The organism is Pseudomonas sp. HN2 (assembly GCF_020736465.1).
Taxonomy (GTDB): domain Bacteria; phylum Pseudomonadota; class Gammaproteobacteria; order Pseudomonadales; family Pseudomonadaceae; genus Aquipseudomonas; species Aquipseudomonas moraviensis_A.
Window position 1 is genome coordinate 4,720,843 of record NZ_CP085885.1, and the last position, 13,392, is coordinate 4,734,234.

The 13,392-nt window shown below is 59.9% G+C and carries 9 protein-coding genes; 3 read left to right on the plus strand and 6 right to left on the minus strand.

Features of this window, described 5'->3' with window-relative positions:
* Positions 1-60: 60 nt before the first annotated feature.
* The gene (locus LIS66_RS20905) at positions 61-2,832 is read right to left on the minus strand and encodes a hypothetical protein (RefSeq protein WP_227972967.1); all 2,772 of its coding nucleotides are present in this window, start codon (positions 2,830-2,832) and stop codon (positions 61-63) included.
* Positions 2,833-3,309: 477 nt separating this feature from the next.
* Between LIS66_RS20905 and LIS66_RS20910 the strand changes: the two genes are divergently transcribed.
* A complete protein-coding gene (locus tag LIS66_RS20910; protein WP_227972968.1) occupies positions 3,310-3,687 on the plus strand; it encodes a DUF6124 family protein in 378 nt (125 codons plus the stop codon).
* A gap of 92 nt (positions 3,688-3,779) precedes the next feature.
* Here the strand turns inward: LIS66_RS20910 and LIS66_RS20915 are convergent, their stop codons facing one another.
* Positions 3,780-4,139: a PilZ domain-containing protein gene (locus tag LIS66_RS20915; protein ID WP_227974542.1), complete on the minus strand. Its 360-nt coding sequence runs from the start codon at positions 4,137-4,139 to the stop codon at positions 3,780-3,782.
* 231 nt (positions 4,140-4,370) lie between these two features.
* A complete protein-coding gene (locus LIS66_RS20920) occupies positions 4,371-4,757 on the minus strand; it encodes a tetratricopeptide repeat protein (RefSeq protein ID WP_042607317.1) in 387 nt (128 codons plus the stop codon).
* Between the two features lie 172 nt (positions 4,758-4,929).
* Here LIS66_RS20920 and pyk point away from each other — a divergent pair, with 172 nt between their 5' ends.
* A complete protein-coding gene (pyk, locus tag LIS66_RS20925; protein WP_024014116.1) occupies positions 4,930-6,381 on the plus strand; it encodes a pyruvate kinase in 1,452 nt (483 codons plus the stop codon).
* Between the two features lie 163 nt (positions 6,382-6,544).
* Complete coding sequence (locus LIS66_RS20930) at positions 6,545-10,447, plus strand: hypothetical protein (RefSeq protein WP_227972969.1); 3,903 nt, start codon at positions 6,545-6,547, stop codon at positions 10,445-10,447.
* Positions 10,448-10,573: 126 nt separating this feature from the next.
* On the opposite strand, the gene LIS66_RS20935 is transcribed toward LIS66_RS20930, so the two are convergent.
* The 3 genes from LIS66_RS20935 to LIS66_RS20945 are packed head-to-tail and all read right to left on the minus strand — an operon-like array spanning position 10,574 to position 13,386.
* The gene (locus tag LIS66_RS20935) at positions 10,574-11,323 is read right to left on the minus strand and encodes an enoyl-CoA hydratase-related protein (protein WP_227972970.1); all 750 of its coding nucleotides are present in this window, start codon (positions 11,321-11,323) and stop codon (positions 10,574-10,576) included.
* Positions 11,324-11,351: 28 nt separating this feature from the next.
* On the minus strand, positions 11,352-12,287 hold the full coding sequence (locus LIS66_RS20940; RefSeq protein WP_042607320.1) for an iron-sulfur-binding ferredoxin reductase: 936 nt from the start codon (positions 12,285-12,287) through the stop codon (positions 11,352-11,354).
* On the minus strand, positions 12,280-13,386 hold the full coding sequence (locus tag LIS66_RS20945; RefSeq protein WP_227972971.1) for a sensor domain-containing diguanylate cyclase: 1,107 nt from the start codon (positions 13,384-13,386) through the stop codon (positions 12,280-12,282). Before LIS66_RS20945 ends, LIS66_RS20940 begins: the two co-directional genes overlap by 8 nt.
* Between the last annotated feature and the right edge of the window lie 6 nt (positions 13,387-13,392).

Consider the following 13,392-nt stretch of genomic DNA (forward strand, 5'->3'; position numbering starts at 1 on the left):
GGAACAGACATAGTCCACTGTCATAAATGACAGGTTTTACGACCATTCATCGGAAAACCTTCAAGCGTTGTCTGGCGAATCGACACGCACATCAAAACGCGCACTTTCTGCATCGTCTGACATTGGCGCCCCTGTGTCGGAGATTTGCCGGAAACGGCACCACTGGGCGCCGCTGTGGAGCGGCTCCGTCGGCGAGGCCGTCCAGCCAGCGTCAGTGACGGTAATGGGGCCGGCAAGCACGACATCCGCGCTGTACCAGCTCAAGAGTGTCCCGATGCCCGGTTTGCCCAAGCCAGTGACGGCCACCAAGGGAGGAACCCAGAGGCCTGGCCCTGGGTAGATGAATTGCGGGAGAAAAAGCCTTACCTGACACTCCCATTCGCTGGGGACCGAATGATATTCACCCTTGGAGGCCATAACGCTCAATGTGACAGCCCCATCGGGTAGCTCCAGCGTTGCGGGGATTGACCAGCTTGCGTCGTCAAGCACCGGGGCCGTGCCCAATACGCATTCTCCGCGCTTGAGCGTGATCAGGTCTCCAGGAACGCCGAACCCGGACACCGTCACCGTAGCGCCGAGGAATTCTTCGGGAGTGGGTGATTCCGGCATCACCGCGACGGGTACGACCCGACACGGCACGTCAAGGCTGGGTTTTGAAGTTTTGCCCTCGAACGTCTGAGTTGCCCAAAGGATTTCGTCTCCGACCTCCAACTCAACTCTGGCTTCCCACGTACCGTCCACACCGATCTGGACATCGCGCAACAACGGCTCATCGAGCCCGCGGCGCCAGACGGTAACCAACCCGTCTCGCCGACCTGTACCCGACAGAACTGCCCGGCGCGTCAGATCGCCTCCAGGAAGCGGCCGCACGAACTCGGGCGGCATGACCACGACGTCGAATTGGCGCACCTCACTGTCGGGTGAGGCCCGGTCGTTGAGGGTTTGCTGCGCGGTGATGAACCATGTCTTGATGGCGAGTCCGGTGAGGCGCACCGACCAAGGGCCGTCCTGCCCGAGAACCACGGGATCGCCCAAGGGCTTTCCGTCCTGTAAATTCCACAGCCGCATCGAAGCGCCTGCCATGCCGAAGTCACCGGTCACCGTCAGATCACTGTCCGTTTCCTGTTCGGGCAGCGGCGTTCTGATCGTGGGCTTGAGCCGCTCCCTGTAGACCATGAAGCTGGTGGAGGCAGGCTCTGAGGTCTGCCCGTTGAGCGTCTGAGTCGCCTGGACGGCATAAGCCATACCTTCAGTGAAAAAGAGGTCGCGCTGAAAGCGCCAGGTGTCTCCAGATACATCTGCTTCAAAAAAGCGCTCGTCATCACTGAACTTGAGAAGGACGGTCGCTGTGCTGTGGCAACTTCCACTGAATTCGGGTGAAAGCGTGTCTTGGTCGAACGGATGTATTTCAGGTTTTCGCGGCCGGATGGTGACTTTTAACGTCACCCAGCTGGGGGATGCATGTTCGTCCATGAACTGCCTGATACGAACCTCGCGATCACGCACCGGTCCCCACTCAGCAATGGTCCGGGTAGACCACCGCCCCGCAGTGGGCACCAGTACCGGTTCAGCCGCGACCGTGTCATCAGGGCCAAGCAGCCTCACCGTTGCGCCGGGATAGCCCATCCCGGAAATGGTCGGCTGATAATCCTGGTCATGTTCTATCGCTGCCGGATCCGGCAATTGCAGCGAAATCGTTATCCGCGCAGGCTCAGACTCGATCCACCCGGCAGGGACATCACGAATTTTTTGCACAACGTCCAGAATGACAGTCCCAAGCGGCCAGCCATTCACCTGTGTTTGAAATTCCCCCCCTATGACCTCTGCAGGCGGCGGAGTTGTGGCTTCAGGCGGACTGACAACCTTGAACTCGACCGTAGCGTCATCAATACCCTCGCCCGACAACGTTACAACGGTACCCTCCACCACTACATCGACTTCCCCCAGCCTCGGCGGGCGAATTCTGAAGTAACGAGCCACACTGGCGGATGATGGAGGGCTGCCGGTGAATTGCTGCCTGGCGACCAACGAGCGACGGCCGGGGGAGACATCGACCTCTACCTTCCAGCTACCTGCCATATCTGTGATGGTCGACGATCCGAGGACCGGACCGGTTTCCAGATCCGGATAGATGGAAACCGTTGCCCCGAACGCACCCTGGTCGCCTTCCAGAGTAAATTGGGGATTCTGGGGAGTGCCTTCCATCGGTTTTGTAATGCGAGGTGCACCCATCGTGACAAACGTGCGCTCGACCGGAGCATGGGAGCCGCCAAACCCGTCATGAGAAGCCTGAATGGTCAGCGAAGAAGTGGGCGGAGGGATGATGCTCACTTCCCAGAAACCATACGTACCGGCAACACAGGTACCCAAGGTTTGGCCTGTCGCAACATTCTTTACCGTAACCGTCGAGCCCGTTATGGCGTCTCCTTTCAGTAGAAAAGGCTGAGCCGGCGGTACGAACGCGCCTGCAGCAGGAGATGTAATCGAGGTCCCGCAATTCTTCCGCCAGATAATGTCTACCGATACACGCTGCACAGGGTCGCGGATTCTTGCCGCTATGTTCAGATTCGGATAGGGCAGACTCTCAAGATCATCTTCTACATACCAATACCCGTTACCGTCTCGAGGTGGATAAAGTGTCCGGTTAACCTCCACCACCACCTCTTGAGAAGGATTCTGCGGAACAGCTCTGCCTCGCACGATTACCTTGCTGCCCAGCAAAGCGTTCGGAGGAGGGAAATCGATCTGAAGTATCTGCGCCTTTCCTTCATTCATTTTCGAGGAGGACGCGCTTTCGGTCTGCGGATCGACATTCTTGTCAAAGTCTTCCATCTAGCTTTCCTCGACGGGTTAAGAGCTGGTGCAAGCGGTAGCCGGAGCCTGAGTGTTTAATACCCACTCGTGCCTCGGCCGCCACCTGTCAACTCTGACAGTCCCGACCAGCGGTAACTATTCCCACACCGCAACATGCAGACGTCCTTCAGCCATTAACACGCGGCTACACCGGGTTGCGCCGTTGCCTACACATCACTCAGAATCCGCCGGCTTGTGCGCTTTGAAGCTGCCCTGTAACGTGATCCGTGCCGCTGCCAATCAGTGGTCGGGTTTAGTCGCCCGGGGGTTTGTCATCAAGGTGTATAAGCGTCATCAAGTCGGGTAATCCCTATTCCCGCACTCGATGGTGGCTGTACGCAGGGCGCTTCGGCGCGCCGGTTTTTGGTGATACCCCCGGTCGACTAACCTGCGTCCAGCCGCCACCCCATTCGTTTAGTCGCGAGGGGTGAAGGCCCCCAACCAAGGGTTATCACCATGATCAAACCAACACCCAATCCCCCCGAAACCGAAGACTCGACCTCCCCCTACGCGTCCCCCGATTCCAACAGACTTCACGAGGCCGCTGAAAAAGCCCTCGACCACTACCTGAAAAAACCCGCAACTGCGCCGTCGTGCAATTCTGTAGATCGCGGCATGCAGATGTTCATGGTTGCGCCTGATATCAACCCCGAAGCGATGGCCATTCAAACCTACGAGACCTTTTCTTCGGTCAGCATTCTGCTGCTCGATCTGGCGGACAGCCTCGAGGACAAGCCACGACATCTGGCGATGGCGATCTATCAGTTGAGCGAGATGGGGTTATTGCTGGCGGAGAAGGCGCTGGATCAGGAGCGGGCGATCACGACGGCGTGACGTCAAGATCAAAAGATCGCAGCCTTCGGCAGCGCCTGCATTTGCAACGCGTTCCCTTGTAGGAGCTGCCGAAGGCTGCGATCTTTTGCTGTTCAGGCCGAGGCTGGCAGCGGCTGAAAGCTGAAGTACTGCTGCAGCGCCAGCACCAATTGACCGAACTCCGCTGGCGCGCGGCGCAGGGTGAAACCGGCGTCGTAGTGCAGCGGCGTGGCGTCTTCATGGCACCACACGCAGCAGGCGCTGAAATCGATGACTTGCTGGCCGCCATCGCGGGTGGGGACTTTGAGGCGTAACTGGAAATCCATCCCGACCATCATCGGCAATTGACTGATCAGCATCAGCCCGTCTGCCGACACGTTGCCGAGAAAGCCAACGGGTTTGTCGGTCACGCTGTTGAACACTCTGAGGTAGTACGGCAACTGGTGCCGTTCGATCCGGCGGTCGGTAAACATGATCAGCAGTTCGCCCTGCATGGCTCCGTCAGGAGCCGCACCTGTGCTTCGGAACGAACCTGTTCGGCAGGCCCGCTCTCCCCGCTTCCGGTGTGACGGTCGCGATCATCGCCGTCACCTTTACAACTGCCAGTCGCAGGTGTTGCGCCGCCATGAAGACAAGGCTTCAGGCGGTTTCCTTGACTATAGCGGAGCTTGTACAGACGGCCAGATTTTGTACGGCAAGCATCATCAGAAGCGTGTCGGCCGCACCACCGCAGCGGCACTGCGCGTCGGGTAATGGCCCAGACTCTGCAGGGTTTCAAGACGCGCACGGGCGCGGTAGGCGTATTCGCTGTCGGGGTACGAAGCGATGATGAACTGGTAGGTCTGCACCGCGTCGATGTACAGCTTCTGCCGTTCCAGGCACTGACCGCGCATCATCGACACTTCCGGCCACACGTACGGGCGGGCACGGCTGGCGCGTTCGACCTTGGAGAGTTCGAGCATGACCTGCTCGCAATTGCCCCGCTCGTAGGCGCTGTAGGCGTTGTTCAAGTGATGGTTCATCGACCAACGGGTGCAGCCCGTCACGGCGAGGACGCTGAGGGCAAGGGCGGCAATGGGCAACAATCGCATGGGGGTTCTCCTGTCTTGTGCTCTGTATCGACCCCTGGTCGGAAATCTTCAGGCGCGCTGATCGCAAAGTTGCCGCGTTCAATAAAGAAAACGATAAGTAGTGCATTCGAACAATGACTACACCCTTCGAGCATAGTAGCCTCTGCCTGCGCTTGAACTCAGGAGTCTTTGCATGTCCGTCCGTCGTACCAAAATCGTCGCTACCCTTGGCCCGGCCAGTAACTCGCCGGAAGTTCTCGAACAGCTGATTCTGGCTGGTCTGGACGTTGCCCGTCTGAACTTCTCCCACGGCACCCCCGACGAGCACAAGGCTCGCGCGAAGCTGGTGCGTGACCTCGCTGCCAAGCACGGCCGCTTCGTCGCCCTGCTCGGCGACCTGCAAGGCCCGAAAATCCGTATCGCCAAATTCGCCAACAAGAAGATCGAGCTGAAGATCGGTGACAAGTTCACCTTCTCCACCAGCCATCCGTTGACCGAAGGCAACCAGCAAGTGGTCGGCATCGACTACCCGGATCTGGTCAAGGACTGCGGCGTGGGCGACGAGCTGCTGCTCGACGACGGCCGCGTGGTGATGCGCGTTGAAACCGCCACCGCCACCGAACTGCATTGCGTCGTGACCATCGGCGGCCCGCTGTCCGATCACAAAGGCATCAACCGTCGCGGTGGCGGTCTGACCGCGCCGGCCCTGACCGAAAAAGACAAGGCCGACATCAAGCTCGCCGCGGAAATGGAAGTCGACTACCTCGCGGTGTCCTTCCCGCGTGATGCCGCGGACATGGAATACGCCCGTCAACTGCGCGACGAGGCCGGCGGCACTGCCTGGCTGGTGGCGAAGATCGAGCGCGCCGAAGCCGTGGCCGACGACGAAACCCTCGACGGGCTGATCAAGGCGTCCGACGCAGTGATGGTTGCCCGTGGTGACCTGGGTGTGGAAATCGGCGACGCCGAGCTGGTGGGCATCCAGAAGAAAATCATCCTGCACGCACGTCGCCACAATAAAGCGGTGATCGTCGCGACGCAGATGATGGAGTCGATGATCCAGAACCCGATGCCGACCCGCGCCGAAGTGTCCGACGTGGCCAACGCCGTGCTCGACTACACCGACGCCGTAATGCTGTCGGCCGAATCCGCCGCTGGCCTGTACCCGCTGGAAGCCGTGCAGGCAATGGCGCGCATCTGCGTTGGCGCCGAGAAGCACCCGACCGGCAAAACCTCCAGCCACCGCATCGGCAAGGAATTCAGCCGTTGCGACGAAAGCATCGCGCTGGCGACCATGTACACCGCCAACCACTTCCCGGGCGTCAAAGCGATCATCGCCCTGACCGAAAGTGGCTTCACTCCGCTGATCATGTCGCGTATCCGCTCCTCGGTGCCGATCTACGCCTTCACCCCGCACCGCGAAGCCCAGGCTCGCGCAGCCATGTTCCGTGGCGTCTACACCATCCCGTTCGACCCGGCCTCGCTGGAACCGCACGAAGTCAGCCAGAAAGCCATCGACGAACTGACCAAGCGCGGCGTTGTGGAAAAAGGCGACTGGGTCATCCTGACCAAGGGCGACAGCTACCACACCACCGGCGGCACCAACGGCATGAAGATCCTGCACGTGGGCGACCCGCAGGTCTGAGTGACCGACAGCTGAAACGCAAAAGCCCCGCCATGTGAATGGCGGGGCTTTTTGTTGGCGGGGCACAAAGTCAACACGGCTGTCTACTGTCAGACCTGACAGTAGACCGGGTCGATTGTTGGGTAGCTAATCGGGTCGTAACCATCCACTCAAGGAGAGCGGCATGAACGATTCGATACGGTTGACCCAGGACGACGATGGGCGTGACAAAAACTTTGCAGACAACGGTGTTTTTTTACTGGATCGCGTCTCTCTCGGACGCGAATCCATACTGTATGGCGTCCAGACGCAATACACCCCTACCGTCGAGCGGATTTATTTCACGGGGCAGGCACGCACGGGCGTCACCGAAAGACCCTACGTGTTGGGCTGCCTGAAAGCCGATGGCACGCTCGATCCCGACTTTGGCGATAACGGCATCGCCAGTGGCAATTTCATTCAACGAACGGAGTCAGCGGGCACCACCATCACGCTGCTCGATGACGGGAAAATCCTGCTGACCGGATGGATCTACGACACGGCAACTCCGGCGTTGGCCAGATTCTTCGCTGACGGCAGACGCGACACCTCTTTCGGTGTCGACGGCTACGTGATCCTCAGGCGGCCGGTTTCCAGCGTTGATCAGGATCTGGCTGGCATAGCAGAGAAGAATGCCAGTCAGGAATTTTCGACCAGCGTCACACCGCTGGCAGATGGAAAAATCCTCGTGGGCAATACCTATACCGTCACTCACGTGACAGACACCCTTGCGTACCTGTTCCTGCTCAACAGCGATGGTTCGTACGACACGGATTTCAACGGCACAGGTCATGTCCAGGTGATTTATCCCGGAGCAGATCCCGCTCAAGTGAAACTGCGCAGTGCATGTGTGGATCACGATGGCACGATTGTGGTGGCGGGAGGCCTGGTTTCTGATCCGAATCTGAGAGTGCCGTTGATGGCGCGCTACACGCGCGCCGGCAAACTTGTACCCGGCTTCGGCACGGCGGGTTTCTTCGCCCCACCACAAACCTTGTTCGAATTCGCCGAATTCGAAACGGTCATTGCCCAGCCGAACAAGCGGCTGCTGGGGATCGGCTCAACCAGCGATGGGCGAGGCCTTTTGATCAGCCTTGAAGCGGATGGCAAGTACAACATTCAATTCAATGGCGCAACACCGTTGCTCAACCGGCTCGACGACAGCACTACCAAATGGGAAGCAGGCGCAATGCAACCCGATGGCAAAATTGTTCTATGCGGAGCCATCAAGCCTGCGGACGAGTCGTCGCCCGGCGTGGTGGTGCGCTTGCTGGACAACGGCGCGCTGGACACGACATTTCACCAGCGCGGCTGGACAAGCACTCGGGTCGACGGTCACACCCGTTTCTATGGGCTGGCGTTGCAGAAGGACGGGAAGATCGTCGTGGCCGGTTTTCGGCACGGCGACGGAGCCTTCCAAGGCCTGATCCTGCGTTACCACGCCAACGGCACAGGTAAGCGACCATCGACTTCGAACAATGAAGGGCAACTCGATCCCGCTTTCGGCACCCACGGTCTAGTGCTTCTGAACGCTTCGGGAACTGAAGGGGCTTCGATTCAGCCCAGGGGGCTGGGCGTCGATTCCACTGGCCGGATCTACGTCGTCGGCGCTGAGTACAGCGACAGGGTTTCCTACTGGTGCATGAGGATGAGTGCCAATGGAGTCGTCGACAGCACATTCGGCAAGGGTGGACATGTCACCGGCGAGTTCGATCCAGATGAAGGCGGACGTGCCCACTCGGACATCCTTGAAGTCGTAGCGCTGCCTGACGGCAAAATATTGCTGATAGGCGACTACCGCGACGGCAGCTTTGACGCGTGGGTCGGGCTCGTGCGCCTGTTACCCGATGGCCGTCCGGATCCGGACTTCGGCGACAAGGGGGAAGTGCTGATCCCCCTTGGCAGCCTGAGCGCCGACCGGAAACTGCGCGATGAGAACTCCCGCGCAACGCCGCTGGCTCAATCGGTCAGCCACGGCCCTGTGCTGCCTGATGGCAAGATTCTGGTACTGACGCGGATTTATGACGGTAATGAACAAACGCAGTCGGTCGTGCTTCGTTTCATGCCCAATGGTGCACTCGACACCAGCTTCAACCAGACCGGAATGGTCCGCGTCGCACACCCTGACTATCCTCATACCGTATTGACCGATATGGTCGTCGACCATGAAGGAAAGTACGCTCTGAGCGGGTATTGCCTCGGAAAAAACCATCGGCCGGGCGACGCGCTTTTCAGCAAACTGGAAATCACTGGGGCCCTGGACACTTCCTTCGCCACAGCGGGCTATTTGGTGGTCAAGCCCAATAGCGACGAACTGCGCTTCTTCACTGACAAACTCGTTGCCCAGGCCAATAGACGTCTGTTGAGCATTGGCTATGAACAACACTTGGACAAGAATCGGGGATTGTTGATCAGTCGGGAATCCGATGGCAGCGCGAACATCCAGTTCAATCGGGGCGAACCGTTGCTGACCAGACTGGAGGGGCGCTCGGCCAGTTGGTCATCGGCAGCCACCCAGCCGGACGGGAGTATTCTGGTGTTTGGATACCTGTATGATCCAGGTCGCACCGTGATCGCGAAGTTCACTGACCGGGGCGAACTGGATAAAACGTTCGGGGCCGGAACAGGGTGGCTGCAGTTCGATGTCATGAGGGGTTTCATGCCTGCATCGTTGCTCACCGACCACAGCGCGCTGTTCATTGCAACCGTAATGGACAATGGTCGACGAGTGTCCTGCGTGGCGCGCGGTCTGCTGACACCGAAGAGTCAAACCCTCGATAGCGCAGGCAAGCCTGACCTGGAGTTCGGTACCGACGGGACAGTAATGATCAATGTCCCCGACATGCCATTGGCGCGGGTCTCCGGCGTTCGTATCGGCCCGGACAACAAGATTTACTGCGCGGGCAACGGTGAAGATGTCGCCGATCCGAACCCCAGGTATTTCCTTGGTCGGTTCAACAGTGACGGCAGTGTCGATCGCAGTTTTGCAACCTCCGGTTTTGCCCAGGACATTTATCCTGACTGCACCCTGTCGCAAATCAAATCCTTCACGTTTCAACCCGATGGAAACATCGTCATCTTCAGTGAAGTCTACGCTGGAGGCCAGTTGGTGCCCGCCTTCTCCCGCTACGACGCTCACGGGCAACTGGATCCCTCGTTTGGTACCAACGGACACACCGTACTGGATATCAAGCTGTCGCCACCCGGCAGGTCGGCATCCAGCGACAGATCTCGAAAAATAGACGCCAGCGCCACCCATCCACACGGCGTCGAAATACTGCCGGACGGCAAAATCCTCGCATCCCATAACTATTTTTTCGATTTACAGCAGTCCCATGGCCTCATTATCCGCCTGGAAAAAAATGGCGCACTGGATCTGGGCTTCAACCAGATCGGTTATATCCCGGTGATTCATCCCGATTACCCCCTCAATGCCACGGTGTTGAGGAATGTGACCGTGCAACCGGATGGCAAGTACCTGGGTTGCGGCAATGTGTACGACGACTCCGGCAACCCCAGCCCGGCCATGTTCGTACGCTACAACGCCTCCGGTGAGCTGGACGAGCAGTTTGGCGACAATGGATTTGTCACTGTTGCCAGCCCACTGCACGCGCATCTGATCCAGGCTACTGTGCTGCAACCCAATCAACGCATCCTCGGGTTCGGCGATAGCCTTGGCAACGAAGGCGTGATGATCAGCCTTGAACCTGACGGCAGTCCCAACATTCAGTTCAACCGGGGTCAACCTCTCTATACGGAGCTGGAATCCGGTTCGATTACGTCATGGACAGGCGCAGCCATTCAGAAAAACGGCAGGATTGTGGTCGCCGGGGCGATCGGAGTACGGGGACAGGCTGACATTGTCATCGCACGGTTCATCGACGCAGACTTCGATCCGGAGTTCAACGATGGCCAAGGCTGGCTACGCACACGCCTGGAGGACGGCGTGCAACTGGCTACCGGTTTGACACTGCAGGAGGATGGCCGGATTTTGATCTGCGCCACCCTGCCCGGCAGAAAAATCGCGTTGCTGCGCTACCACGGCTGAGTTTCGCCAACCGCCTCAAATGCAACGCCCTGCCAGGTAAATGGCAGGGCGTTCCATATTGGGCCTGACAAATGTGCTCGCTGACTTGGCCCCTTCGCTCACAAGGCCAGTGCAGTCGCCGCCATTTCAGTGCCGTTTGATAAATCCGTTCAACGCCGCCAACGCTTCCGGGGAACGCAGCCGCTGGGTGAACAACGCGCCCTCCTCCTCGATGACTTTGCGCAGCAACTCGCGATCCGGCGCTCGCATTAATTGCTTGCTGATGCGTACCGCTTCGGCCGGCAGTTCATCAAACCGCAGCGCCATCTCCCGGGCCTTGCTCAGCACCTCATCACCGCTGTCCAGCGCTTGGGTGGCGATCCCCCACTGCGCAGCCTGCTCGCCGCTGAAGCTTTCGCCGAGCAACAACAATTCTGCCGCTCTGGCCTGCCCAAGCAGACGCGGCAGGATCAGGCTGGAACCGAACTCAGGGCACAAACCGAGGTTGACGAATGGCATGCGCAGGCGTGCATCGCGGCTGACGTAAACCAGATCGCAATGCAGCAACAGGGTTGCGCCGATGCCAACCGCCGCGCCGGCCACAGCGGCAATCACCGGTTTGCGGCACTCAAGCAAATTGAGCATGAAATGAAACACCGGGCTGTCGAGGTCGCTCGGCGGTTGCTGGATGAAGTCGGCGATGTCGTTGCCGGCGGTGAAACACTCGGCGCTGCCGGTGATCAGCACGGCGTTGATCTGCGGGTCGCCATCGGCCTGCTTCAATGCGTCGGCGAGGCGGCCGTACATGGCACGGGTCAGGGCGTTTTTCTTGTCCGGGCGATTGAGGCGCAGGGTCAACAGACCGCGCTCGCGCTCCAGCAGAATGGCTTCGGTCATGGCGTGTCTCGCGTCTGGAAGTCAGCGCTCAACCACGGGACAGAAACACATCGGCCAGCAGTTGATTGCGCGGCAATCCGGCCAGATACAAGCGCCTGGCGAAGGCGTCGACACTGGCCGTCGAGCCGCAGACTAAGGCCAGGGTCTGTCGGGAAACAAGGCGCAGTTGCGCCAAAGCGGCGGCCGACTCGGCCGCCGTCCACAGCTCGACGCTGAGGTTTTCCCGCTGCGCGGCCAGTGCCGCAAGGGGTTTGGCCAGATAGTGCTCGCGTGCGTCATGAGCCAGGTGAATGACACGGATGGCGCCTTGGTGATCCTGACGCAGTGCTTCGCGCAGGACACCGAACAACGGGCCTAGACCGGTGCCGGCGGCGAGCAGCCACAGCGGCCGGGCGTGCCAGTCCGGGTCGTAGTGCAAAGCGCCGCCGCGCAGTTCACCGAGGCGGATCGAGTCGCCGATCTGCAGGTGACGTGCGGCATCGATGAATTCGCCGGGCTGGCGGCAATCGAGGTGAAACTCGAGAAAGCGGTCTTCTTGCGGCAGGCTCGCCAGCGAGTAAGGCCGAGCGATGTGGTCAATCCACAACACCAGATGCTGACCGGCGCTGTAGCGCAGCGGCCGCTGCGGGGCCAGGCGCAGGCGCAGAACGCTGTCGCTGAGCCAGTCCAGCGCCTCGACCACGGCCGGACGACCGTCGGCGAGCGGATCGAAGGTGTGCACCTGCAGATCTTCGGTCACCTGGCATTGGCAGGCCAGGCGCCAACCGTCCTGACGTTGCTCGGCACTCAAGGCGTCCGGACGGTTGTCGGCAGGCAGGCCTTGGGTGCATTGCACCAGACAGGCATGGCAACTGCCGGCGCGACAGCTGTAGGGCACGACGACACCGTTCTGGTTGAGGACATCGAGCAGATTGCTGCCCGCCTCAACCGTCCATTGCCGATCACCGACGCGCAGTTCAGGCATCGACGTTTTCCCATGCCGCGGCACAACGATTGCGCCCGTCACGCTTGGCCCGATACAGCGCCTGATCGGCGCGCTGCAACGCCTCATCCAGATCATCGCCAACGCACAGCAGGGTCATGCCCGCCGACAGGCTCAGGTTGCGCACTTGCAGGCCCATCAATTCCACCTCACTGAAGGCGATGCGCAAACGCTCGCAACACGCGGTCAGGCGTTCGGCATCGCAGTCGGGCAACAGCACCACGAATTCCTCGCCACCATAGCGCGCCAGCACGTCGCCGTCGCGCAGGCACGCTTGCGCGACAGCGGCAAACGCCTGCAGCACCTGATCGCCGGCGGCGTGGCCGTGCAGGTCGTTGATGCGTTTGAAGTGATCCAGATCGATCAGCGCCAGACCGTGCATCACGTCGCTGTCCAGCGCGTTGAGCTCGCGCGAGGCGATGCGCAGGAAGTGACGGCGATTGAACAGGCCGGTCAGTTCATCGGTGGCGACCAGGTCTTCGAGCTGGCGCATCATTCCGCGCAAGGTGTCCTGATGCGCCTGCAAGGCAAACCGGCGCTGGCGCTGACGTTGTCGGGAAACCTGGACAAAACGTGCGTAAAGCACCAGCCACGCCAAGACCATCGCCAGAATGCACACCTGCAATGCCGCAAGCGCAGGCTCGGCGAGGCGGAAGTGGTAGGCGTCCCACAGGGTAATCGCGGAGAAACTGAAAAACACCAGCAGCGCGCAGCGGATGAACACCCGGCGGGTGAGATGGAACAGGCCGAACAGCAGAATCAGCACGTAAAACACCAGAAACGCCCCGCGCGCCTCGTCGACATGGGCGATCAGCCAGGTCTGCCAGCCCAGGCCCATCAACACTTGCGCTTCGGTCAGGCTGGGGTCGGCGAAGCGCTGGTTGCGACCGCTCCAGAACAGCCCGAACAGGGTCGCCTGACTGATGACTACCATAGCGCTGCCGATCGCCACGCCACTGAGCGATTGCTGGTAATGCCCGGTAAAAAACGCCAGCCACAGCAGCAGCAAAGCCAATCCGTAGGTGGCCGCAGCGAGGGCGAAGCGTTTGAGCAACAGGCGTTGAATGGCGTTATGGGTCAATCGTTG

What these genes read in the sequence shown, in the direction of transcription:
- LIS66_RS20905 (WP_227972967.1), bottom strand. Translation starts at nt 2,832, where the DNA reads ATGGAAGACTTTGACAAGAATGTCGATCCGCAGACCGAAAGCGCGTCC.
- LIS66_RS20910 (WP_227972968.1), top strand. Translation starts at nt 3,310, where the DNA reads ATGATCAAACCAACACCCAATCCCCCCGAAACCGAAGACTCGACCTCC.
- LIS66_RS20915 (WP_227974542.1), bottom strand. Translation starts at nt 4,139, where the DNA reads ATGTTTACCGACCGCCGGATCGAACGGCACCAGTTGCCGTACTACCTC.
- LIS66_RS20920 (WP_042607317.1), bottom strand. Translation starts at nt 4,757, where the DNA reads ATGCGATTGTTGCCCATTGCCGCCCTTGCCCTCAGCGTCCTCGCCGTG.
- pyk (WP_024014116.1), top strand. Translation starts at nt 4,930, where the DNA reads ATGTCCGTCCGTCGTACCAAAATCGTCGCTACCCTTGGCCCGGCCAGT.
- LIS66_RS20930 (WP_227972969.1), top strand. Translation starts at nt 6,545, where the DNA reads ATGAACGATTCGATACGGTTGACCCAGGACGACGATGGGCGTGACAAA.
- LIS66_RS20935 (WP_227972970.1), bottom strand. Translation starts at nt 11,323, where the DNA reads ATGACCGAAGCCATTCTGCTGGAGCGCGAGCGCGGTCTGTTGACCCTG.
- LIS66_RS20940 (WP_042607320.1), bottom strand. Translation starts at nt 12,287, where the DNA reads ATGCCTGAACTGCGCGTCGGTGATCGGCAATGGACGGTTGAGGCGGGC.